At 71.1% G+C, this 23,811-nt stretch carries 17 protein-coding genes; 10 read left to right on the top strand and 7 right to left on the bottom strand.

Features of this window, described 5'->3' with window-relative positions:
* Nucleotides 1-93 precede the first annotated feature (93 nt).
* Nucleotides 94-5,250 carry a lamin tail domain-containing protein gene (locus FVP77_RS16670; protein WP_187266757.1) on the bottom strand — a complete coding sequence of 1,719 codons (5,157 nt, stop codon included), beginning with the start codon at nucleotides 5,248-5,250 and terminating at the stop codon, nucleotides 94-96.
* A 207-nt stretch (nucleotides 5,251-5,457) separates the two neighbouring features.
* Here FVP77_RS16670 and FVP77_RS00325 point away from each other — a divergent pair, with 207 nt between their 5' ends.
* Both FVP77_RS00325 and FVP77_RS00320 read left to right on the top strand, forming a co-directional pair.
* On the top strand, nucleotides 5,458-5,898 hold the full coding sequence (locus FVP77_RS00325; RefSeq protein ID WP_147892735.1) for a MarR family winged helix-turn-helix transcriptional regulator: 441 nt from the start codon (nucleotides 5,458-5,460) through the stop codon (nucleotides 5,896-5,898).
* Nucleotides 5,899-6,004: 106 nt separating this feature from the next.
* On the top strand, nucleotides 6,005-7,471 hold the full coding sequence (locus tag FVP77_RS00320) for a DUF6421 family protein (protein ID WP_147892734.1): 1,467 nt from the start codon (nucleotides 6,005-6,007) through the stop codon (nucleotides 7,469-7,471).
* A 54-nt stretch (nucleotides 7,472-7,525) separates the two neighbouring features.
* Here FVP77_RS00320 and coaBC read toward each other — a convergent pair whose 3' ends face one another.
* Nucleotides 7,526-8,740, bottom strand: a complete 1,215-nt coding sequence (coaBC, locus tag FVP77_RS00315) for a bifunctional phosphopantothenoylcysteine decarboxylase/phosphopantothenate--cysteine ligase CoaBC (protein ID WP_147892733.1) — start codon at nucleotides 8,738-8,740, stop codon at nucleotides 7,526-7,528.
* A gap of 57 nt (nucleotides 8,741-8,797) precedes the next feature.
* On the opposite strand from coaBC, the gene FVP77_RS00310 reads away from it, so the two are divergent.
* Together FVP77_RS00310 and FVP77_RS00305 are read left to right on the top strand one after the other, a co-directional pair.
* Nucleotides 8,798-9,517, top strand: a complete 720-nt coding sequence (locus FVP77_RS00310; RefSeq protein ID WP_246133914.1) for an NRDE family protein — start codon at nucleotides 8,798-8,800, stop codon at nucleotides 9,515-9,517.
* Between the two features lie 55 nt (nucleotides 9,518-9,572).
* Nucleotides 9,573-10,289, top strand: coding sequence for an SDR family NAD(P)-dependent oxidoreductase (locus FVP77_RS00305; protein WP_147892731.1), 717 nt, complete (start codon nucleotides 9,573-9,575; stop codon nucleotides 10,287-10,289).
* Here FVP77_RS00305 and FVP77_RS00300 read toward each other — a convergent pair whose 3' ends face one another.
* Nucleotides 10,290-11,756, bottom strand: coding sequence for an MFS transporter (locus FVP77_RS00300; RefSeq protein WP_147892730.1), 1,467 nt, complete (start codon nucleotides 11,754-11,756; stop codon nucleotides 10,290-10,292).
* An 85-nt stretch (nucleotides 11,757-11,841) separates the two neighbouring features.
* Between FVP77_RS00300 and FVP77_RS00295 the strand changes: the two genes are divergently transcribed.
* The gene (locus tag FVP77_RS00295; protein ID WP_147892729.1) at nucleotides 11,842-12,903 is read left to right on the top strand and encodes a threonine aldolase family protein; all 1,062 of its coding nucleotides are present in this window, start codon (nucleotides 11,842-11,844) and stop codon (nucleotides 12,901-12,903) included.
* 3 nt (nucleotides 12,904-12,906) lie between these two features.
* Here the strand turns inward: FVP77_RS00295 and FVP77_RS00290 are convergent, their stop codons facing one another.
* Nucleotides 12,907-13,527 (bottom strand): NUDIX hydrolase family protein, encoded by a 621-nt coding sequence (locus FVP77_RS00290; RefSeq protein WP_147892728.1) that lies wholly within the window; start codon nucleotides 13,525-13,527, stop codon nucleotides 12,907-12,909.
* Nucleotides 13,528-13,616: 89 nt separating this feature from the next.
* Here FVP77_RS00290 and FVP77_RS00285 point away from each other — a divergent pair, with 89 nt between their 5' ends.
* Both FVP77_RS00285 and FVP77_RS00280 read left to right on the top strand, forming a co-directional pair.
* Entirely contained in the window at nucleotides 13,617-14,339 is a 723-nt protein-coding gene (locus FVP77_RS00285; protein WP_147892727.1) for an alpha/beta hydrolase, read from the top strand.
* A gap of 160 nt (nucleotides 14,340-14,499) precedes the next feature.
* Entirely contained in the window at nucleotides 14,500-16,146 is a 1,647-nt protein-coding gene (locus FVP77_RS00280) for an ABC-F family ATP-binding cassette domain-containing protein (RefSeq protein WP_147892726.1), read from the top strand.
* A gap of 3 nt (nucleotides 16,147-16,149) precedes the next feature.
* On the opposite strand, the gene FVP77_RS00275 is transcribed toward FVP77_RS00280, so the two are convergent.
* Nucleotides 16,150-16,491 carry a hypothetical protein gene (locus FVP77_RS00275; protein WP_147892725.1) on the bottom strand — a complete coding sequence of 114 codons (342 nt, stop codon included), beginning with the start codon at nucleotides 16,489-16,491 and terminating at the stop codon, nucleotides 16,150-16,152.
* Nucleotides 16,492-16,611: 120 nt separating this feature from the next.
* On the opposite strand from FVP77_RS00275, the gene FVP77_RS00270 reads away from it, so the two are divergent.
* Together FVP77_RS00270 and FVP77_RS00265 are read left to right on the top strand one after the other, a co-directional pair.
* Nucleotides 16,612-21,381 (top strand): ATP-dependent helicase, encoded by a 4,770-nt coding sequence (locus FVP77_RS00270; protein ID WP_147892724.1) that lies wholly within the window; start codon nucleotides 16,612-16,614, stop codon nucleotides 21,379-21,381.
* Nucleotides 21,374-22,150, top strand: coding sequence for a DNA-formamidopyrimidine glycosylase family protein (locus tag FVP77_RS00265; RefSeq protein ID WP_147892723.1), 777 nt, complete (start codon nucleotides 21,374-21,376; stop codon nucleotides 22,148-22,150). The genes FVP77_RS00270 and FVP77_RS00265 overlap by 8 nt, the downstream gene beginning before the upstream one ends.
* Before the next feature lie 5 nt (nucleotides 22,151-22,155).
* Here FVP77_RS00265 and FVP77_RS00260 read toward each other — a convergent pair whose 3' ends face one another.
* Complete coding sequence (locus tag FVP77_RS00260; protein ID WP_147892722.1) at nucleotides 22,156-22,833, bottom strand: YitT family protein; 678 nt, start codon at nucleotides 22,831-22,833, stop codon at nucleotides 22,156-22,158.
* Between the two features lie 151 nt (nucleotides 22,834-22,984).
* Between FVP77_RS00260 and FVP77_RS00255 the strand changes: the two genes are divergently transcribed.
* The gene (locus FVP77_RS00255; protein WP_147894371.1) at nucleotides 22,985-23,392 is read left to right on the top strand and encodes a transferase; all 408 of its coding nucleotides are present in this window, start codon (nucleotides 22,985-22,987) and stop codon (nucleotides 23,390-23,392) included.
* Nucleotides 23,393-23,409: 17 nt separating this feature from the next.
* Here FVP77_RS00255 and FVP77_RS00250 read toward each other — a convergent pair whose 3' ends face one another.
* Nucleotides 23,410-23,808 carry a DUF1304 domain-containing protein gene (locus FVP77_RS00250; protein ID WP_147892721.1) on the bottom strand — a complete coding sequence of 133 codons (399 nt, stop codon included), beginning with the start codon at nucleotides 23,806-23,808 and terminating at the stop codon, nucleotides 23,410-23,412.
* Between the last annotated feature and the right edge of the window lie 3 nt (nucleotides 23,809-23,811).

The following is a 23,811-nucleotide window of genomic DNA, read 5'->3' as shown; positions in this document are numbered from 1 at the left end:
AGCCACCGGCCCCTGACCCCGCACCGACAAAGCAGCGGATGCTGCGAGCCTTCGTGAGCCCGCAGCATCCGCCGCTCGATTCCTCGACGTCGCCTACATCACGCGACGTCGGCGCAGCAGGAGGAGGAGGGCACCGGCGACCGCGAGCCCGAACGCCCCGAGCACCCACGGGGCGAGATCGGCCGCGTCGGAACCCGTGGTCGCCAGATCGCGATCACCTCCGGCCGCGGTGTCCCCCGCAGTACCCGAGCCGCTCGAACCACCCGCGCCACCCGATCCAGGACCACTCGAACCCGGTTCACCCGTCCCGGGCTGACCGGTCCCGGGTCCACCCGTACCCGGCTCACCCGTACCCGGCCCACCCGTACCCGGCTCACCCGTGCCGGGCTCCTCCGGCTCCGGCTCCACGGCGGCGTCGACCACCGTGAACGTCGACACCGGCGAGTAGTCGATCGCGCCGTACGGATCGGTCGTGCGCACGTACCAGCCGTGCTCGCCGAGCTGCGTCACCGACCACGTCGCCTCCACCGTGGTGCCGCTCGCGACGTTCTCGAACGAGGCGATCTGCGTCGGGGAGAGCACCTCGGCGGTGAACGAGTCGGTGCCCAGGGTGCGTACGCCCGGCACGATGCCGAGCTGGTCGTACGTCAGCTCGAACTGCTGGTGCACGTACGGGTCGCTCGGATCGATGACCGGGTCGAGCAGGCCCGCGTCGTCGGAGTTGTAGTCATCGAGCGACGGCGAGTAGGTGCGCACCATCATCTTCTCGCCCTCGTTGTCGAAGTGCAGCAGACGGAGGTACCCGAGGCCGCCCTCGGGCAGACCCTGGTAGTCGAACAGCATCGAGTACACGGTGCGGTCGTTGACCCCGTCGCCGTCGTCGTCGAACGAGTCCTCACGGGTGAGGGCGTCGTGGTAGTGGCCCGAGAACACCATCTTGACGTTCGGGTTGGTGGCCACGACCTCGTCGAGGATGCGTTGCGGGATGTCGCCGAGACCGCCCGTGGTGAGGATGAACTCGTGCTGCGCGAGGATCGCGACCCGATCGGGGTACCGCGCGAGCACCTCGTTCATCCAGTCGATCTCCTCATCACCCGGGCCCCACCCCTGGTACACCATGATGAAGTCGATGCCGCCGGCCGAGATCAGGTCGTAGTGTCCGCGGTTGTCCTGGTAGCTCTCGCCGTACCAGGGGTTGCCCGCGAACCGGGCCGCGCCGAACCACTTCGCGTATTCGCTGTAGTCGGCCAGTTCCGATCCGACGTCGTGGTTGCCGGCGAGAACGCCGTACGGCAGACCCGCCTCATCCAGACGCGCGTACTGCGGGTCGGCGTTGTCCTTCCACTGGTACTCCTGGTCCCAGTCGTCGACGATGTCGCCGGTGTGGAACAGGTACTGCAGGTTAAGCTCGTCGCGCTGGTCGAGCAGGTACGAATGGATCGCCTCCTGGTGCTTCAACGGGTTACCGGCCACGGTGTTCTCGTTGTAGTACTGGGTGTCCGACTCCCACGCGAGGGTGAAGTCGTAGTCCGACCGCGCCACGTCGTCGGGGTTGTTCGGCGTGATCACCGAGTCGCGAGTGCTCAGGTCCTCGCCGGCGAATCCCTCCGAGTGCTGCACCAGCATTCGCACCTTGCCGTCACGCAGATGGTCGGCCGCCGTGACGATCCCCGACAGCTCGAACTGCTCGCCGTCCGTCGTCGCGACGTGGCGGTCGACCTCGTCCCAGCCCGAGCCGTCGCCGCGGAGCGCGTAGAGGAAGACGGTCGCGTCGGCGTTCGCGCGCCCCTGCCACGCGGTGCGCACCTGCGAGCCCGCGACGTCGTCGCCCACCGAGACGTCGAACAGCTGGTACGGGAACTCGGTCGACGATGAGACGTCGGTTCCGACGCCGCCCAGCGGCGCGAGAGCTCGCAGTTCATCGGCCGACAACACCCCGACCGCCTCACGTCGAGTGTCGCGCGCATCGTTGACGGTGCCCGACTGCGCGGTCACCTCGGCGTCGGAGAGATCGAACCGCTCGCCCTCGAGGAACTGCACGTCGAGCACATCACCCATGGGGTCATCCACCGTGGCGCGCAGCGTCACGTCGCCGGCCTTCACCTCGGCGCCGTCGGTCGGCGCGACGACCTCGGAGGACGGCTGCTCCTCGTAGGTCCGGAAGGTCGCCGACCAGGTCGTCGAGTTGCCGAGGGCGTCGGCCGCCGTGACCTCCATCACGTGGTCGCCGGGGGTCAGGGTCACCGACGAGGTGGTGAAGGGCAGCTCGATCGCCGCACCGTCGAGGGTGACGGCGCTCGAGGCGACGCCTGCTCCGGCATCGGTGATGGATGCGTCGAGGACGAACTCGCCCCGGTACTCGTCGTCGACCATGGAGGTGACGACGGGTGCCGTGTTGTCGACCGTCACGCGGCGAGTGGCGGTGTCGTCGCCGTCGGACGCGACGATCTCGACCGGCCCGTCCGCCGCAGACGCGGTGTCCCACGCGGTCGATACCGCCGAGAAGGCATCCGCGGGCAGCGTGAATCGCGCGTCGAAGTAGTCGAGCTTTCCGGTAGGCCCGCCCGAACCGTTGACGCTGTCACCCATGCCGAGCACCTTCGACGGGTCGTCGTAGCCGCTCGGGGCCAGGGTGCGCCCGTCGGGGAGGATGAGCCGGAGGCCGCGGATGTCGAAATCGTCGTTGTTCTCGCCGAGGTCGATCTCCGGCGCCTTCTTGGTGCCGGCCCACACGCTGACGACGAGCTCATCACCCTGACGCACGTGCTCCAACGGCACCGCGGTGGTGAGGGTCTCCCAGTCGTTGATCGTGTGATCGAAGATGCGCAGCACATCGCGATCATCACCCTCGCCGACGAGCACGCCGTTCTTGAAGTAGAAGTTGACCCCCGACACCTCGAAGGCGAAGACGGGCGCGCGCTCCAGGCTCGGCTCGGTCGCGACCTGCTCGCCGCCGATCGACAGCTGCACGGTGGAGGGGTAGCTCTCACCGGCGGCGATCACCTCGGTGACCCCCGAGACGAACTGGTCGTCGTCGAGGTTGATTCGCACGGGCGAGGTGTCGGCCCCGTCGACGGCCACGCGGGTCGTCTCGAGCGTCGTCTGGTTGGTGCCGTCGCTCACCACCACGGAGTACTCGTACCAGGCCTTGCCGGTCAGGTCGACGGCGGGGACGACGAAGGTGTAGACGCCCTGGCCGTTGTCGCGCAGGTTGATGGTGCGCGAACCGGGGTCGACGTCGTTCGCGAGCGTCAGGGTCGCCGTCCGGGCGTCGACGTCATCGGCGATCTCGAAGGTCATCGCGAAGTCGGCCGCGGGGTCGATCGAGTCGGCGGTGCGGTCGACGATCGTCGGCGCCACGGTGTCGGCGGCAACGATCTGCAGACCGGCCGGCACCTGATCGGCCTGCACCGTGCCGGGAGTGGCGGGAACGACGTCGAGCAGGCGGGCCTGCGCGGCGTCTTCCTCCCCGGCGATGTAGCGGATCCCCTGATCCGGCTGCACATCCTTGGTCGGGAGGTTCATGTTGTAGAGCGCGCGACTCACGGTGTGACCGGTATTGGTCACCACTTCGATGCCGCGGGCGCTGCCGTTGGCCATGCCCGCGCTGGTGATCTCGACCAGGTTCTCGCCCATCGTGAGCGACGTGCCGAACGCCGCGTTGAAGTCCGACGCGCCGAGCGCCGCGTTGCCGCCGTTCTTGATCCAGAAGACCAGGGTCTGTCCGGGGGCGATCTCGACGTCGCCGGGGACGGCCGGCCACAGCACCGAGGTGCCATTGTCGGGATAGAGGTAGTTGATCGAGTAGTCGGAGAAGTCGATGGCGGTGTCGCTGGCGTTGTAGACCTCGATGAATTCGTACGCGTCGGACCCGGCGAGGTTGATGCGCGAATCGGGGAGCACCTCGGTGACCTGCAGCGGGGCGGTCGCCACTCCGGAGTCGGGCTGCGGGTCGAACCCGGGCGTCGAGTCGAACGGTTCGTCGACCGGCGGCGTCGTCTCGGTGGGGTTCGGAGTCGGGGTGGGTTCCACGGCGGGCACGACGAGAGCGGCGGGGTCGACCACGCCGGGGCTGGGCGCCGCCTTCGATGCGAACAGGTCGAGTACCTTGGCCTCGCGGGTGCCGGGGAGGGCGAAGTGCGCCGTCAGGTCGACCCCGACAGAGCCGGCGGGGTAGAACGAGCGGCTGACGAGCTGTCCGTCGCGGATGATCCGGATGCCGCGGTCTCCGCCATTGGCCATGCCGGGCTGACCCGTCACCCGCACGACGCGGGTCTCGGCGGGCACGCTCCACTGCGCGCGGAACTGCTCCTCGGTCTTGGCGAAGGAGTCGACGTTGCCGGAGGTATAGCTGAGCCAGTAGACGATCGTCTCGCCGGCGCTCACGACCGTATCGCCGGCGACCACCAGCTCGACACCGCCGTCCACGGCGTCCGACTGGTCGGACCCGTAACGGAACGAGTAACCCGCATTCAGGTCGATGTCGGCCGCGGTGGTGTTGTGCACCTCGAAGAACTCGTAGTCGTCGAACGAGGCGTTGTCGGGGGCGATCTCGGTGACGACGAGCGGCCACGGGCTGCCCTCGCCGGGCTGCGGCTCGGGCTCGGGCGTCGGGCGCACGAGAGCCCCGGGGTCGACCACACCCGGCGAGCGCGGTGCCGAGGTGCTCAGCGCCTCGAGCCCGAGATCCGCCGCGTCCTGGGGCAGCCGGAAGTGCGTTGCGAGGTCGGCGCCGAAGCCGCCGGCGGGAACGTGCGACCACGAGACGAGCGCGTCGTCCTGCACGACGCGAATCCCGCGGTCCCCCGCGTTCGCGATGCCAGCCTGTCCGGTGATGCGCACTACCCGGGTGTCGGCCGGCACGGAGTGGTACGCGCGGAACTCGTCGATCGAACGGGCGAAGGAATCGACCGACGAGCTCGTGTAGCTCAGCCACAGCACAGCCGTCTCACCGCTGCCCAGCACGAGCGGCTCCGCGACGGTGAGCGGCACATCGCGGTCGCGGAGGTCGGAGTCGACGTAGGAGTAGGCGAACGAGATGCCGGAGGCGGCGAGGTCCACCGCCGCATCCGTGGTGTTGTGCACCTCGATGTACTCGTAGGTGTCGACGCCGACGTTGTCGCCGACGATCTCGGTCACGATGATCGAGGGCGCGACAGCCGGGGCGGCGACCGCCGACGGACTCAGCGCGAGAACGGACACCAGCGCGGCGACGACGCCGACTGCGGGGAGGGAACGGGGAGCAGGCACGAGGACCAGGCCTTCCGGGGGGAGGAAAGGAGACCTCCCGAACCTACGAACGGCGAACGGCTCGGTCGTGAACGAAGCCCGGAGCGCACGTGGCCGGGAGGTGACGAGACGCGTCACCTCGGTGTGATACGCCCCGAGGCATATCGCGCCGCATCCGACCGCCCCGCCATGGCCCCTCACCGGCGTCCGACCCGTAATCTGGGAGGCATGACAGATCGCCGCCTCGCTGTGGAGGCCTGGGAGAGCCTGTTCCGCGCCCAGCACGAGGTGTTCGACGAACTGCGCAGCGATTTCGACGACAGCGACATGTCGCAGGCGGAGTACGACGTCCTGCTCACGGTCACCCGCGGCGACGACATGACGGCCCGACTGCGCGACGTCACCGCGAACATGCTCATCAGCCAGCCCAGCGTCTCGCGGCTGGTCGACCGCATGGTCGCGAACGGGCTGCTGTCGAAGTGCCCCGACCCCGAGGACGGCCGCGGCACCCTGGTGCGCGCCACCGAGGCCGGCGTCTCGTCGTTCCGACGCGTCGCCTCTATCCACGGCGCATCGATCGCCCGGCGCATGTCGCTGCTCTCGAACGACGAACTCGCCCAGCTGCGCGATCTCTCCTCCAAGCTGCGCGCCCAGCGACCCCGCTCCTGACCGCACCGCTCTGATCCACGCCGACGAGTAGCCTGAGAGGGCACACCGTCGACGATGTCGGAGCCGCCCGCGCTGCCCCGACTCGAGTCCGAGGATCGGAGGTTCCATGTCCATCACGCACCCTCTCCGCACTGAGAAGGTCATCATCGGCGAACCCGAGGTCGTCGAGGACGCCTCCACGGTCGGAACCGACGCCGTCGAGACCAGCGCCGAATGGCTCTCGCTGAAGGCCGCGGCGATCGCGCTGCAGGGCCTGCAGGCCGACGACGGTTCGATCCCGGATGCTGCGGACCACCCGTCGGCGAGCGCCCACGTCGCCTCCATCACGACGGCGATCGAGGAGCTCGCACCGCGGTTCCCCATGGATGCGGGCTACCTCGCGGCATCCGTCGCCGACTTCGCGAAGTGGCGTGCGGAGGGCTTCGGGGTACCCGATTTCCTCGATTCGCTGGTCGCTTTCCAGCCGCAGCAGCACCGGGTGGACGGCGCACGCCACCTCGTGGTCTTCCCCATGTACACGCAGAACGGCTCGCCCCGCCGCCTCGTGGAGGCGGTGCTCGTCGAGGCGATCTGGCCGGACTTCATCGCGCGCCTCGAGACGGAGTACACCAACCGCCTGTTCGTGTCACTGCGCCTGGTGGACTTCACGCCGGGTTACGACACGAACTCCGCCGTGCTGTTCCCCGAGACCGTGTCGATGCGCGAGGTGCCGGCGTTCACGTGGGGAGCGATCTTCCAGGACCGCGAGGCCGCGAGGTACCGCCGGGTGGTGCGCGCCGCCGCCGAGATCACGAAGCTCGACCTGCCCGACGACGCCGCGCGGATGCTGGAGGATCGCGCCCTCACCGAGCAGACGTTCGTGATGTGGGACCTCATCCACGATCGCACGCACATGCGCGGCGACCTGCCGTTCGATCCGTTCATGATCAAGCAGCGGATGCCGTACTTCCTCTACTCGCTCGAGGAGCTCCGCTGCGATCTCACGGCGTTCCGCGAGTGCGTGGCGATCCAGCGGCGACTGCAGGACCGCGTGGACGCACTCGCGGTCGGCGAACCGGCGCTCCCGTTGGATGCGGCGGAGCTGTCGATGCTCGAGCACGCCGCGCTCGTGCAGTACGCCGTGATCTTCGACCGGATCTTCCGGTTCGCGATCACGGGCACGCGCGTGCGCAACTACGACGGCGTCGGAGGACAGCTGCTGTTCGCCTGGCTGCACCAGCGCGGCGTGCTGCACTGGACCGACACCTCACTCGCGTTCGACTGGGACGACGTGCCGGCGGCTGTCGTCGCCCTCGGCGACGCGATCGACGAGCTGTACTGGCGCTCGATCGACCGCCCGAAGACGACGCACTGGCTCGCCGCGTACGAGCTCGTGCGCGGCACGCTCGAGCCGCACCCCGCGTCGGCATGGGCGCGCGGTCTCCCCGACGAGGTGCTGGCCGGGCCCCCGAAGGGGTTCACCGACGCCGTCCGTGACGACGAGTTCCCGCTGTCGATGTTCTACGAGGCGCTGGAGAAGAAGATGCGCCCGGTGATCGAGTCGACCGCCGGGATCCGCGCCGACGACGCCTGACAGGCGGGCGTCCGCGGCATTCTCGTCTTCTCGGACGACGGATGCCGCGGACGCTCAGGCGCGCCGCGTGAGCACGGCGCCCCAGACGACATCGGCGATCTCGCGCTTGGTGCCGCGTGCCCGCGCGACCACCTCGCCGGCACCATCGATCACGACCACGTCGTTGTCGGCGGTGCCGAATCCCGTCGCGCCCGCGACGTCGTTCGCGACGAGCAGGTCGACGCCCTTGCGCGCGGCCTTGCGGCGGGCGCGTGCGAGCAGATCGTCCTCGCCCGCGGCGGTCTCGGCCGCGAACCCGACGATCGTCTGACCCCCGCGTCGTCGCTCGGCGAGCCCGACGAGCACGTCGGGCGTGCGCACGAGTTCGAGAGTGAGGCCGGGCCCCTCGGCGTCTTCCTTGCTGAGCTTGCGGTCGGGCACGTGCGCGGCGCGGTAGTCCGCGACGGCGGCCACCATCACCACCGCGTCGGCGCCGGCGGCCTCGCGCTCCATGGCGGCCTCGAGCTCCACGGCGGTGTTGACCCGTTCGATGCGGATGCGCGGATGCAGCGCCGCCTCGGCGAGCGCCCCGTCGTCGACGTGGGCGGCGACGAGCACCACCCGCGCACCGCGGTCGGCCGCGGCGAGGGCGACGGCAGCTCCCTGGCGGCCGCTCGATCGGTTCCCGAGGAATCGGACCGGGTCGATCGGCTCGCGGGTGCCGCCCGTGGAGACGGCGACGATGAGACCGTCGAGATCGGCACGGGGCGCGAGCAGAGCGAGGGCGACGGCTGCGATCGCCTCGGGCTCCGACATGCGGCCGGGACCGGAGTCTCCCCCGGTCAACGGCCCGCTCTCCGGGCCGATCAGGTGCACTCCCCGAGCACGGAGGGTCTCGACGTTGGCACGGGTCGCGGGATGGTTCCACATCTCCGTGTGCATGGCCGGAGCGACCAGCACCGGGGCCGAGGTCGCGAGGAGAGTGGTGCCGAGGAGGTCTCTCGCGAGACCCGCCGCCATGCCCGCCAGGGTGTTCGCGGTCGCCGGCGCGACGACCACGAGGTCGGCCGAGCGGCCGAGCGCGACGTGACGCACCTCGGCGACGTCGTCGTGCACACTGGTGGTGACGGGGTGCCGGCTGATCGCCTCCCACGTGGTGAGCCCCACGAAACGCAGGGCGTCCTCGGTGGGGACGACATGCACGTCGTGGCCTCGCGTGACGAGCAGGCGCACGAGGTGCACGGTCTTGTAGGCGGCGATGCCACCGGTGACCCCCACGACGATGAACACCCGCCCATCCTTCCACGCCCACCCCGACGAGGAGCCAGACATGACGCCGGAGCCCCCGTGTGCACGGTGATCGTGCGCGTACCCGCGCACACCGACGAACCCGTGCGGATGCTGGCGGTCCGCGATGAGGATCCCCGACGGGCCTGGGACCCGCTCGGCCCGTGGTGGCCCGATTCGCACCCCGGGGTCGTCGGAGTCCGCGACGCGCGCGCCGGAGGAGCCTGGCTCGCCGCCGACCCGTCTCGCTCGCGCGTATCGGTGATCCTGAACCGCCACGAGGTGGAGGGCGCCACCGGTTCGCGGGGCGCCGTCGTGCTCGACGCCGTCGTCGGGCGGGCTCCCGTGGCGGCGCCGCCCACGCACGGGTTCAACCTGGTCGACATCGACGCGAGCGGAGCACGGGTGACGTCGTGGGACGGCGATGCGGTGCGCTCCGTCCGGCTCGAGCCGGGAGTGCACATGATCGCCCACGACGAGGTCGACGACGCAGCGACCCCGCGGATCGCGGCGTGGCTGACCGCGTTCGACGCGGCGCCCAGCGACGCCGCCGACGGCCCCTGGTACGCCGAGTGGCTCGCGGTTCTCGAACGGAGCGCGTCGCTGCCCCCGACCGACGACCGGGCGATCGTGCGCGACAACCGCCCGCACGGGATCCCGACGCTGTCGCTGCTCATGTGCGCCGCGTCGATCGACGCGAGCGGCGTCGACATCGTCTACGGCGAGCTCGACGCACCCGGTGCCTGGAACCGTCCCGCTCTCCACCACGTGTCCGACTGACACGCCCGCACCCGCAGGGGGTGCAGCCGGAGTGCCGCACTGGGAGACTGGGGCCATGGACAACGACGTCGCGCCCTCCGCAGCATCCGCTCCCGCATCCGGCGTCGCCGGACGAACGATCCTGCTCGCCGGCGGCACGAGCGCGGCCGGTATCGCGTCCGCCGTCGCGCTGACCCGCGCCGGTGCGCGAGTGATCGTCGCAGGTCGCGATCCGGAGAAACTCGCGACCGTGGTCGCCGAGGCGCCCGGAACTCTCACGATCGCTGCCGACCTGACCGACGAAGACGCCATCGCCGATCTCGCCCGCACCGTGCACGATGAGAGGGGCGCCGTCGACGGCGTCCTGCACCTCGTGGGCGGATGGCGCGGCGGCGGCGGGCTCGCCGGGCAGAGCGACAGCGATTACCGCTTCCTCGAGCGTTCTCTGACCGCGCTCCGGCACGTGTCCCGCGCGTTCGACGCCGACCTCCGGGAGTCATCTGCCGGCCGTCTGGCCATCGTCTCGTCGACGGCCGTCGCGCGACCCCTCGCGGGCGGTGCGAACTACGCCGCGATCAAGGCCGCGAGCGAGGCGTGGACCCGCGCCGTGGGGCAGGGGTTCGCCAAGGGCGCCCGCGACGGTTCGCGAGAGCTGAACGCGGCCGCGGTGATCTTCCGCACCAAGAGTCTCGAAGGACTCGAGGGGGCACTCGCCGACGCGTTCATCGCCCTGTGGTCGGACGACGCCGAGGACTGGAACGACGTGATCGTGGAGCTCGGCGACGGCGGCTGATCAGCGCTTCTCGGCCGCCGGAGCCGCCCGACCGGCCGGGTCGGTCTCAGCCGTCGCTGTGCCGGGCGTCGACTCGGCGTCGGCCACGTCGCCCTCGACAGGTTCGGGCGCCTGCTGGTACTGCACCGACAGGATGCGGTACGACCGGGTGAGGAACGCCAGCACGCCGAGCACGACCATCACGAGACCCGCGCCGGCGAAGACCAGGGCGATCCCGCGCGCCTCCCCGTCGCCGAGGAGCCAGCCCCACGTCGCGCGGCCGGTGTCGTCATTCATGTACGGGATGATCAGGAACTCCGCGAGCGGGGCGATGAGGAACGCCGTGATGGGCGCGGCGGCCGATTCGAACGCCGCCGCGAACCCGAACACGCGCCCCTGCTGGCGGAACGGCACCACGCGCTGGATCACTGTCTGCTCCGCCGCCTCGACGGCGGGGACGAGGGCCATGTAGACGAAGATGCCCGCGGCGTAGAGCCACCACCAGTCGCGGATCGTGAACACCGCCCCGAGCACGCCCATGCCGATGACCACGAGCAGCATCGTGCGGATGGGATTCTTTCCGAGCCCGAACTTCGCGATGATGAGGCCGCCGGCGATGAACCCGGTCGCCGATACGCCCAGCACGATCCCCCACACCTCGACGCTGAACAGCTCGAGCCCGTAGGGATCCATCAGCGCCATGTAGACGCCGCCGATGAGGTTGTTGAACGTCGAGAAGATGATGAGGGCGAACAGCCCCGACGCGGCCATCACGGCCGAGATGCTGCCGCGCAGATCGATGCCCGACCTCTTCTGGCCGTCGAGCGAGGGCTTCTCCTCGGGGATGCGCAGCGTGAGCAGGTGCACGAGGGCGACGAGCGTCATCGACACGGCGATCGCGAGCGTCCACCCCATGCCGAGCAGCCCGATCGACAGACCGCTGAACACGCTCGTGACGACGAAGGCGATGCCCTGCACCGTTCCCACGAGGCCGTTGGCGTTGGCGTGGCGCTCCACGGGCATGAGCAGGGTCACCGTGGTCGACAGCGCGATGTTGCGCATGTTCTCGATCACCGCGCCGAACAGGATGATTCCCGAGAACAGCCAGAACCACGGACCGCCGAGGTCGAGCAGCGAGCTCTCGGGGAAGAGGAGGTAGAGAGAGCCCCCGACGACGAAGGCGACGAGGGTCACCACGCTCGAGAACACCATCACGCGATGCTTGCGGTTGCGGTCGACGATCGACCCGAAGAGCATCGCGAACACCGCGAGCAGCAGCATGTACGCGCCGCCGATGATGCCGGTCGCCAGCACCGACTCGGTCTCGATGTAGACCCAGAAGGTCAGCGCGAACCAGAGGTAGCTCGTGGTGACGTTCGCCACGGCGGTGTTGACGAGGATCTGCGCGAACGTCCGCGGCCCGTTCGCCGGCGGCACGATCGGCGACGGTGCCGTGACGGGCACGTCGGGTTCGAGGCGGGCGGACATGAGGGAAGGGTACCGAGCGGTTCGGACATCGGCGAGCGTCCATGCGCGCGCATCCGTCGGGGCACCGCGCCTAGGCTGGGTTGCCGTGACCACCCTCCACGATCCGGCCGTGCGCGGCTTCGCCTCCGACAACTACTCCGGCGTGCACCCCGAGGTGCTGGCGGCGATCGCCGCAGCCAACGACGGCCACCAGGTGGCCTACGGCGAGGACGTCTACACGACCCGCTTGCAGGAGGTCTTCGTCCGCCACCTCGGCGAGGGCGTCGAGGCGTTCCCGGTGTTCAACGGCACGGGCGCCAACGTCGTCGGCCTGCAGTCGATGCTCCCCCGCTGGGGCGCCGTGGTGACCGCCACGACCGCGCACATCAACGTCGACGAGGGCGGCGCGCCCGAGCGGGTCGCCGGCATCAAGCTCCTCACCGTGCCGACCGACGACGGCAAGCTCACGCCCGAGCTCATCGATCGCGAGGCGTGGGGCTGGGGCGACGAGCACCGGGCGCAGCCCCTGGTCGTCTCGATCACCCAGTCGACCGAGCTCGGCACGCTCTACACCCCCGACGAGATCCGTGCGATCGCCGATCACATCCACCCGCTCGGCATGCGCCTGCACCTCGACGGCGCGCGCATCGCCAACGCCGCCGCCGCCCTCGACCTGCCGCTGCGCGCCTTCACGCGCGACGCGGGCGTCGACGTGCTGAGCTTCGGCGGCACGAAGAACGGCGCCATGATCGGCGAGGCCGTCGTCGTGCTCGACCCCGCGGCATCCGAGGGCCTCCCCTTCCTCCGCAAGCTCAACATGCAGCTCTCGAGCAAGATGCGCTTCGTCTCGGCGCAGCTCATCGCGCTGCTCGACGGCGATCTCTGGCTGCAGAACGCCCGGCACTCCAATGCGATGGCCCAGCGTCTGCGCGCGGGCGTGGAGGCCGGAATCGCCGATGGATCGATCACCGGGGTGTCGTTCACGCAGCCCACGCAGGCGAACGGCGTCTTCGCGGTGCTGCCCGGGGGCGTGGCCGACCGTCTGCGCGAGCGCTTCCGCTTCTACGACTGGGACGAGGCGCGCCGCGAGGTGCGCTGGATGTGCAGCTTCGACACGACCGAGGGAGACGTCGACGCGTTCGTCGCCGCCGTGGCCGAGCTCACCTGAGCGTCAGCGCAGGGCGCCCACGCTCGCCAGGGCCAGACGGATGAGGGTTCCGCGCCCGCCCTCCATCTCGTCGGCGAGGGCGTCGGATGCCGCCTCCTCGGGCGAGAGCCACGTGACCTCGAGCGCGTCCTGACGCGGCTCGCACGTGCCGGTCACGGGCACGACGAATGCCAGCGAGACGGCGTGCTGACGATCGTCGTGGAAGGGACTGAGCCCCGGCATCGGGAAGTACTCGGCGACCGTGAACGGGGTCGGCGAGGGCGGCAGCAGGGGGAAGGCCATCGGCCCGAGGTCGTTCTCGAGGTGGCGGAAGAGCGCGTCGCGCACGGTCTCGCCGTACCGGATGCGCCCCGACACGAGCGTGCGGGTCATCTCGCCGATCGGGGTCGCGCGCAGGAGGATGCCGACCTGCACGACCGCACCCATGCCGTCGGTGCGCACGGGGAGGGCCTCGACGTAGATCATCGGCAGCCGGCGGCGCGCCTCGGTGAGCTCGATGTCGCTCAGCCACCCGGGGTTCCCGTTGCTCTGCGTCGACGGAGTGCCGAAGGTCGAGCCCAACGGGTCGCGCGGGCTCTCGTCGCCGCTGTCGTCGGGTTCGGGATCGGGGGTGCGCACGGGCATGCTCCCTGTATATCAAGACCGGCGCGCATCCGCCGAGGGCACGCTCCACCAGGGAGGCGGATGTCGGGGCGTCCTGCGACACTGGAGTCATGAGCGAGATCGCGCCTCTCGACCCGTCCGCCGTGCTCTGGTCCGCCGAACCGGCCGAGCGCTCCGACCGTCCGGTGCTCGTCGTGCTGCACGGCTACGGCGCCGACGAGGCCGATCTGTTCGCCCTCGCGGTGCACCTGCCGCCCGAGTTCGTGGTCGCGGCGGTGCGCGCGCCGCTGACCCCGCCCTTTCCCGCGCCCGGGTTCTCGTGGTACCCGATCGAGGGGCTGAACGGCCGCGACTCCGCCGACGTCACCGCCGCGGCCGAGCGGCTGATCGAGTGGGTCGACGCGTCGACCGATGCCGCCACCGTGGGTCTCCTGGGCTTCTCGCAGGGCGGTGCGGTGTCGCTGCAGGCGCTGCGGGTCTCCCCCGAGCGGTTCGCCTTCGCCGTCAACCTCTCCGGCTACGCCTCCCCGGGCGAGCTGCCCGGCGACGCCGCGCTCGCCGAGCGGCGACCGCCCGTCTTCTGGGGGCGGGGCACGCACGACGACGTCATCCCGGGTGCTCTCGTCGATCACACGATCGACTGGCTCCCCCGCCACTGCGACCTCAGCGGACGTGTCTACCCGGGGCTCACCCACGGCGTCTCCGGCCCCGAGCTCGACGACGTGCGCGGGTTCCTCGGGAGGCGGTTGGCGGATGCCGCGGGGTCGAGCGCCGGCGCCGAGCGGGTGCCGCCCGCCGAAGAAGAGCGTGCGCCGCAGCATCCGCTCGGCTAGCATCGGAGTCCCCGTCCCGAGCAAGAGGATCCCTCCGGTGAAGATCGACGCTGCTTCCGCGCCCCTGTCCGCGCGCTGAACCGTCGACCCGCCGTAACTCGGTAGACCCGCCCCTCGAGGGCCTGGTCCGGTGTCAGTGCTTGCACACCATCGGAGCATCGTGCCCACCCCCTCCCACACCCCTGCCCTCCTCTTCGACGCCGTCTCCCTCGAGTGGGACGACGGCACCCTCGCCCTCCGCGGCCTCTCCGGGGCGTTCGGCCCCGGACGCACCGGCCTCATCGGCCGCAACGGCTCGGGCAAGTCCACCCTCCTGCGTCTCGCCTCGGGCGAACTCGTGCCCACCTCCGGCGCGGTGCACCGGGTGGGCGCCACCGCCTACCTGCCGCAGCGGCTGACGCTCGACGTCGACCGACCGGTCGCGGATCTCCTCGGCGTCGCGCCGACGCTCGCGGCACTGCGGTCGATCGAATCGGGTGACGTCGCCCCCCATCACTTCGACGCGGTCGGCGACGACTGGGACGTCGAGGCGCGCTCTCACGCCGCCCTGGCCGAGGCGGGTCTCGACCCGACCGCGCTCGACCGACGGGTGGGCGAGCTCTCGGGCGGCGAAGCGGTGCTCGCCGCGATCACCGGCATCCGACTGAGCGGAGCAGCGATCGCGCTGTTCGACGAGCCGACGAACAACCTCGACCGCGATGCGCGCGAACGCCTCGGGCAGATCGTGCGCGGATGGCGCGGGGCGCTGGTGGTCGTCAGCCACGACACCGAGCTGCTCGATCTGATGGACGACACCGCCGAGCTCTACGAGAACGAGCTGTCGGTCTTCGGCGGGCCCTACTCCGCGTGGCGCGCGTGGTCGGACGCCGAGCAGGAGGCGGCGCGCCGGGCAGAACGCGACGCCGTCCAATCGGAACGCCGTGAGAAGCGGCAGCGCATCGAGGCGGAGACGACGATCTCGCGCCGGCGCCAGATGGGTGAGAAGGCCTTCGCCGAGAAGCGGGAGCCGAAGATCGTCATGGGCGCCCGCAAACGCGCCGCCCAGGTGTCGGCAGGCAGGCTCCGCACCGAGGTGCGCGAGAAGGAGGCCGCGGCCCGGTCCGCCCGCGAGGCGGCCGAGCGCCGGGTGCGCGACGACGACGCGATCCGCATCGACCTCCCCAACCCCGGGGTCGCCGCGGGGCGCCGCATCGCAACGCTCGGCGAATGGGTGATCCAGGGCCCCGAGCGGGTGGCCCTGGTCGGGGCGAACGGCGTCGGCAAGACACGCCTGCTCGAGCAGCTGGTGCGGGGCGGACACGACTCCTGCGATCCGCGCGATCTCCCCGCCGTTACGCCCTCCGCGACCGATCCGGGCGCGGAATGCAGGAGCTGTGTCTTCGCGGCGCTGCACACCGACCGGGTGGGGTACCTGCCGCAGCGCGTGGACGGGCTCGACGACGACGCCTCGGTGCTCGCCGTCGTCCGCCAGGCGGCCCCCGACGTGCCGACGGGAGAACTGCGCAATCGGCTCGCACGGTTCCTCATCCGCGGCGACGCCGTCGAGAGGCCGGTGCGGACGCTCTCGGGCGGGGAACGGTTCCGCGTGGCGCTCGCCCGGCTGCTCCTGGCCGAGCCACCGGCGCAGCTGCTCGTCCTCGACGAACCGACGAACAACCTCGACCTCGACACGGTCGACCGACTCGTCGAAGCGCTCGCCGCCTACCGCGGAGCCGTGCTCGTCGTCAGCCACGACCGGGGGTTCCTCGACCGGCTCGGCATCGACACGACGCTCACTCTCACGCCGGAGGGTCTCGCCGTGCGCTGACGGTCAGTCGCCGCCGCCCCCGCCGCCATCGCCACCGCCCGATGCCCCACCCTCCGACCCGGCGCCTCCGTCGGACCCGGTGTCGTGGGTGTCTCGCGACGAGTCGCCCGTGGCGACGGATGCCCCGGAGTCCGAGCCGCCTCGGCTCCGACGCGGCGGGGAACCGGTGGCGGCCGCTGCCCCCGAGCCGCCCAGCAGCAGCGCCAGCGCCCCGCCGACGGCGAACCCCAGGCCGATGTTGCCCGTCGTCGACACGATGATGATCGCCGTCACCGCCCCGGCGGCGAGACCGCCGAGGGCGATGAGGGTCGCCCGCCTTCCTCCGGGACTCATCCGTCTGGTCATGCGTCGAACCTACGGATCCGGAGACATCGAGGCGTCCCCCGGGCGGGGGAGATCCGCTCCTCCGGGGGTCGGAGCCGTCAAGCCCGAGCCGATGTCGGAGGGGCGGGAGAAGATGGACGGATGAGCGACGTGCTCGAGCGTTTCAGCCCCGCGACGCAGGACTGGTTCCGGGGAGCGTTCCCCGCGCCCACGAGCGCCCAGACCGGCGCCTGGGAGGCCATCTCCGCGGGCCGCAGCGCGCTCGTCGTCGCCCCGACCGGGTCGGGAAAGACGCTGTCGGCCTTCCTCTGGGCGATCGACCGGGTGTTCCGCGACCGCGTCGCCGCCGACCGGCGCGAGAAGAAGTCGGATGCTGCGGCCACCGCGAACGGCCGACGTCGCGGCGCGTCGACGGCCCGCGATGCGAAGACGCCCGGCGAACCCCGCACCCGTGTGCTCTACATCTCACCGCTGAAGGCGCTGGGCGTCGACGTCGAGCGCAACCTCCGCTCCCCGCTCGTGGGAATCGGGCAGTCCGCCCGACGGCTGGGTCTCGAAGCCCCCGCCGTCACCGTCGGGGTGCGCTCGGGCGATACGACGTCGAGCGACCGCCGCAAGCTCGTCTCCGACCCGCCCGACATCCTCATCACGACCCCCGAATCGCTCTACCTGATGCTCACCAGCCAGGCGGGCGACACCCTTCGCGGGGTTCACACGGTCATCATCGACGAGGTGCACGCCGTCGCCGCCACCAAGCGCGGCGCGCACCTGGCGGTGAGCCTGGAACGTCTCGACGCGCTGCGGCGCAGCCATGACCCCGACGTCGCGCCCGCCCAGCGCATCGGGCTCTCCGCGACCGTGCGGCCGATCGACGAGGTCGCCCGCTTCCTCGGCGGGGCGGCTCCCGTCGACATCGTCGCGCCGCGGGCGACCAAGGCCTTCGATCTCTCGGTCGTCGTCCCCGTCGACGACATGATGAATCCGCCTCCGCCCCCGGGCTCCGACGCGCCGGCACCGGGCGGGGAGGATTGGTTCGCCGAAGGGTCGCCGAGCGAGAACACCGAGGTCACGGGGTCGGTGTGGCCGCACGTCGAAGAGGCGATCGTCGACCGCATCCTGAAACACCGCTCGACCATCGTCTTCTCCAACTCCCGCCGCCTCGCCGAGCGACTGACGGGTCGGCTGAACGAGATCTACGCCGAGCGTCTCGGTCTCGACCTGCCCGACCCGACCGTGCCCGCAGCCATGATGGCGCAGGCCGGTTCGTCGGCCGGCGCCGATCCCGTGCTCGCGAAGGCGCACCACGGCTCGGTCTCCAAAGAGCAGCGCGCCCAGGTCGAAGACGAGCTGAAGTCGGGCGTGCTGCGCTGCGTCGTCGCGACGAGCAGCCTCGAGCTGGGCATCGACATGGGTGCGGTCGACCTCGTGATCCAGGTCGAGGCACCGCCGAGCGCGGCCTCGGGGCTGCAGCGCATCGGACGAGCCGGGCACCAGGTCGGCGAGGTCAGCCGCGCCGCCCTCTTCCCCAAGCACCGCAGCGACGTGCTCCACACCGCGGTCGTGACGGAACGGATGCTGGCGGGCCAGATCGAGGCGATCTCGGTGCCGCAGAATCCCCTCGACATCCTCGCGCAGCAGACCGTCGCCGCCTGCGCGCTGGGGGCGATCGACGTCGAGGAGTGGTTCGAGACCGTCAAGCGCAGCGCGCCGTTCCGCTCGCTCCCCCGTTCGGCGTACGAGGCGACCCTCGACCTGCTCGCCGGCCGCTACCCGTCCGACGAGTTCGCCGAGCTCCGCCCCCGCGTCGTCTGGGATCGCGACGCCGGCACGCTCACCGGGCGCCCCGGAGCCCAGCGCATCGCGGTGACGAGCGGAGGCACGATCCCCGACCGCGGCCTGTTCGGCGTGTTCATCGCGGGCGAGTCGCAGAACGCCCGCGTCGGCGAGCTCGACGAGGAGATGGTCTACGAGTCGCGTGTGAACGACATCTTCACCCTCGGCACCACGAGCTGGCGCATCGTCGAGATCACGCACGATCGCGTGAACGTGCTGCCGGCGTTCGGGCAGCCCGGGAAGCTCCCGTTCTGGCACGGCGACGGCATCGGCCGGCCCGCCGAGCTCGGCGAGGCGCTGGGCAGATTCTCGCGCGACGTCTCTGCGGCCGAGCACTCGAAGGCCGAGGCTCGTCTGCGCGAGTCGGGCCTCGACGACAACGCGATCACGAACCTCCTCTCCTACATCGCGGAGCAGCGGGAGGCCACCGGCACCCTGCCCACCGACAAGACCCTGACGGTCGAGCGCAGTCGCGACGAGGTCGGCGACTGGCGTGTGATCCTGCATTCCCCGTACGGCATGCAGGTGCACTCGCCCTGGGCGCTGGCGGTCAACGCCCGCATCCGCGAGCGTCTCGGTGTCGAAGGGTCCGCCGTGGCGAGCGACGACGGCATCATCGCGCGCATCCCCGATGCGACGGCCGAGCCCCCGGGGGCCGAGCTCTTCGTCTTCGATGCGGCCGAGCTCGAGCAGATCGTCACCGACGAGGTCGGCGGCTCGGCGCTGTTCGCCTCCCGCTTCCGCGAGTGCGCGGCGCGCGCGCTGCTGCTCCCCCGCATCAACCCCAACCGACGGTCGCCGCTGTGGCAGCAGCGTCAGCGCTCGGCGCAGCTTCTCGAAGTCGCCCGCCGGCATCCGACGTTCCCGATCATCCTCGAGACCCTCCGCGAAGTGCTGCAGGACGTCTACGACCTCCCCGCTCTCCTGCGCATCTCACGCAGCATCGCCGACCGACGCATCCGGCTGGTCGAGATCACCACCTCGCAGCCGTCGCCCTACGCCCGCGACCTGCTCTTCGGGTACGTCGGCGCCTTCATGTACGAGGGCGACTCGCCGCTCGCCGAGCGTCGGGCCGCCGCCCTCTCGGTCGACCCGGCCCTGCTGAGCGAACTGCTGGGCCGCGTCGAGATGCGGGAGCTCCTCGACCCCGACGTCATCGCGCAGTTCGAACGCGAGGCGCAGCGGCTCGACCCCGAACGCCGCGCCCGTGGGATCGAAGGGGTCGCCGACCTCATCCGCATCCTCGGTCCGCTGAGCGCCGATGAGGCGGCCCTGCGCCTCGCGTCCGCCGACGCGGTGACGACCGACGACGAGACCGCGGCGCCGCCCGCAACGGCGGCCGAAGCATCCGCCCATCTCGACGCTCTCGTCGACGAGCGCCGCGCGATCCGCGTGACGATCGCGGGCGAGGCGAGGGTGGCCGCGATCGAAGACGCGGCGCGCCTGCGCGACGCGCTGGGCGCGGCGCTTCCGGTCGGACTGCCCAACGCGTTCCTCGAGCCGATGCCCGACCCGCTCGGCGACCTCGTCGCCCGGCACGCGCGCACCCACGGTCCGTTCACCGCCGACGCGGTCGCTCGCCGGCTGGGCGTCGGCATCGCGGTCGCCCGCCACACGCTGCAGCGCCTCGAGTCGCAGGGACGCGTGTCGAGCGGATTCTTCCTGCCCTCGTCCGAGTCCGGCGGCGCCGAGGGGCGCGGCGACGAGACCGAGTGGTGCGACACCGAGGTGCTGAGGCGGCTCCGGATGCGGTCGCTCGCGGCGATCCGCGGGAGCGTCGAGCCGGTTCCGCCGACCGCGTACGCCCGGTTCCTCCCCGTCTGGCAGCACCTGCAGCGTCCGCTCGAAGGGATCGACGGGGTGGCCGCCGTCGTCGAGCAGCTCGCGGGCGTGCCGATCCCGGCGAGCGCGTGGGAATCGCTGATCCTGCCGTCGCGGGTGCGCGACTACACGCCGGCCATGCTCGACGAGCTGACGGCGACGGGAGAGATCGTCTGGTCGGGCACGGGCACGCTCCCCGGCCGCGACGGGTGGGTCGCGCTGCATCCCGCCGACGCCGCCGCCCTCACGCTCGCCGAGCCGGAGGAGGACGTCGCCGCCGATTCGCTCGAAGCACGGGTGATCGAGGCCCTCACCGGAGGCGGCGCCTACTTCGCCGCCCAGCTGAAGCAGGCAGCGGGCGCCGACAACGAGCAGTCGATCGTCGACGCACTGTGGTCGCTGACATGGGCGGGTCGGGTGACGAACGACACCTTCGCACCCATCCGCACGCTCGTCGGCGGGGGCGGGCAGGCCCACCGGGTGGCTCGCAAGGCTCCGCGGGCGCGGATGTACCGCGGCGCGGCGATCCCCCGCGCGTCGGCACCGCCGCGTCCGCCCGCTCTCGGCGGGCGGTGGTCGCTGCTGCCCGGCCGCGAGGCCGACCCCGCGGTGCGGGCGACGGCGACGGGCAGCCTGCTGCTCGACCGCTACGGCGTCGTCACCCGGGGCGCGGTGCAGGCCGAGGGCGTGCCGGGCGGATTCGCGCAGGTCTACCGCGTGCTCGCCGGCTTCGAAGAGGCCGGGCACTGCCGCCGCGGGTACGTCATCGAGAAGCTCGGCGCCGCGCAGTTCGCCGCCTCCGCCACGGTCGACCGGCTGCGCGAGTTCGCCGCGCTCCCCGACCCCGCGCCGCTGCGCTCGGTCACCCTCGCGGCGACCGATCCCGCCAACCCGTACGGCGCCGCGCTCGCGTGGCCCGCGCTCGACGGGATCACCCACCGCCCCGGTCGGAAGGCCGGCGGTCTCGTCGTGCTCGTGGACGGCTCTCTCGTGCTCTACCTCGAGCGCGGCGGGCGCACCGCCCTCGCCTTCACCGACGACGAGGCCGTGCTGCAGGCGGCCACTCGCGATCTCGCGGGCACGGCGAAGGCGCGGCGGCTCGACACCCTCACGATCGAGCAGGTCAACGGCGCCTTCGTCTACGGCACGGCCGTGGGGCGGGCACTGCGCGACGCCGGCTTCGTCGAGTCGCCGCGGGGTCTCACGCTCCGACGCGTCACCGCGGGCGACGCACTGCGAGAGGCGACGCGTGCCTGAGGGCGATACCGTGCACCGGGCCGCCGCGAAGCTGGCCGAGGCGCTCACCGGCACGGTCGTGACCCGGTTCGACATCCGGGTGCCCGGCAGCGCCACGGCCGACCTTCGCGGCGAGACCGTGCGCAGCGTCATCCCCCGCGGCAAGCACCTGCTCGAACGCATCGGCGGATACACCCTCCACTCGCATCTCAAGATGGAGGGCCGGTGGGACGTCTACCCGGTGGGCGGCCGGTGGCGGCGTCCGGCCTATACGGCTCGCGCGATCGTCGGCAACGCCCGCTGGGAGACGGTCGGCTTCGACCTGGCCATGGTCGAGGTGCTGCGCACCGACGATGAAGACCGCATCGTCGGGCACCTCGGCCCCGATCCCCTGGCCGACGAGTGGGACGCCGTCGAAGCGGTGCGGCGCGTGAGCGCCGATTCGCGCGCGGCCCACGTCGCCCTTCTCGATCAGCGCAACGTCGCCGGTTTCGGCAACGTCTACGCCAACGAGATGCTGTTCGTGCGCGGCATCGCGCCCACGACCCCCGCGAGCGAGATCGACGTCACCGCCCTCATCGACCTGGGCGCGCGGATGATCCGCGCCAATCTGCCGCGCCCCGAGCGCACCTTCACCGGCGACACCCGCCCGGGACGCCGGTTCTGGGTGTACGGGCGCGACGGCAAGGCATGCCGCCGGTGCGGCACGCTGATCCGCGCCGGATCGCTCGGCGCGAACGCCACGAGCGAGCGCAACGTGTTCTGGTGCCCGAGGTGCCAGGCGGGCTGAGCGGGTCAGTGACCGATGTAGCGGCCCGGCCGGTGGTTCATCGCGAGCACGAGGTTGAGCACCACCGCGCCGCCGGCACTGAGCAGCACGACCTCCCAGGGGAGCAGCGCGAAAGACACCGCGATGATCGCCACGTCGAACACCATCTGCGTCCATCCGGCGCGGAACCCGGTCTTGTCCTGCACGATCAGCGCGATGATGTTGATCCCGCCGAGGCTGGCACGATGACGGAACAGGATCAGCAGACCCACCCCGGCGAACAGGTTCCCGGCGAGAACGCCGAACACGGGGTCGACCCGCTCGATCGGGAGCATCGCGGCATCCAGCACGGTGAAGCCCGAGACCAGGGCGATCGAGACCACGGTGCGGATCGTGAAGCTCACCCCCTTCTTCCACAGCGCGAGCGCGGCGAAGGGGAGATTGACCAGCGCGTAGACGAGCCAGAACGGCAGCGGCGAGGCGTACGTGACGAGGAGGGCGAGACCGGCCGTACCGCCGGTGACCGCGTCGCTCGAGGCGAGGAGGTACAGCCCGAAAGCGGCCGTGAACGTGCCCGTGAGGAGGCCGAGGACGTCTTCGGGGATGCTGTGGGCGGTCGCGCGGTCGTCGAAGACGAGCGTCGGGGTGGTCGAGGGCGGATCGGCATCGGGCGCGTCGTCAGGGGTGGTGTCGGCAGCGGTCATCACGGTCTCCGGGTAGGAACCTCCATCGTCTCATCTCGACGTCGAGACATCCGGCGCGATAGCGGCTCCGAAGAGATCATGCGGGGGAATGAATATCGAGAACGTGCCGTTGCAATCACTGTCGGCACCGACGGTGCCGCCGGAGGGGATCGTGGGTAAAAACTACATCGACATCGAGAACGACCGTGGTGAGACGCTGCGCTACCGCAAGCACACCAACGGCCGAGGACTCATCGCGAACGGCGCCAAGGTGCACCCGACCGCGGTGGTCGAAGCCGGCGCGTACGTCGAGCCGGGCGTGCAGATCGCCGCGGGCGCCGAAGTCGGGCGCGGCGCGTGGATCGAGAGCGACGCGGTGATCGGGCCGGAGGCTCGCATCGCCCCGCACGCACACATCGGTTCGGGTGCGGCCATCGGCGCGAAGGCGAAGATCGGCGTGCGTGCGCACGTCGGCACGAACGCACGCGTCGCGGTGGGCTCGCTCATCCGCGACGACGAGAACGTCGCCGACGGCGACGCCGTGGCCACCGACCCGCGCGGACTGCACCTCGCCGCCTGACGGCGACGTCGTCCGGATCAGGCCAGCAGGAAGAAGACGAACCCGATCAGCGGCAGCGTGCCCTGCGTCAAGGCGGGCGCGAGATACTTCCGACCCGACGTCACGAGCACGAGCGATGCCGCGACCATCGAGCCCAGACTGAAGAGCGCCAGCGTGCGTCCGGCCACATCCGCGACGGTGCCCGAGCCGTCGACCCAGAACAGCACGATGCCGATCATCGCTCCGATCGCCAGGAACAGGTTGTAGAACCCCTGGTTGTAGGCCATCGGCCTCGTGGTGTCGGCATCTTCCTGGCTGGCGACACCGAATCGTCGCCATACCCGAGGACGCTGCCATTGCACGCTCTCGAGCAGGAAGATGTAGACGTGCAGGAGCGCCGCGAGCGCTGCGAACACGGTTGCGACGATGGCGACCATGAT

It is taken from the genome of Microbacterium hatanonis, assembly GCF_008017415.1.
Lineage (GTDB): Bacteria > Actinomycetota > Actinomycetes > Actinomycetales > Microbacteriaceae > Microbacterium > Microbacterium hatanonis.
This window is presented reverse-complemented; position numbering and strand designations above follow the sequence as displayed.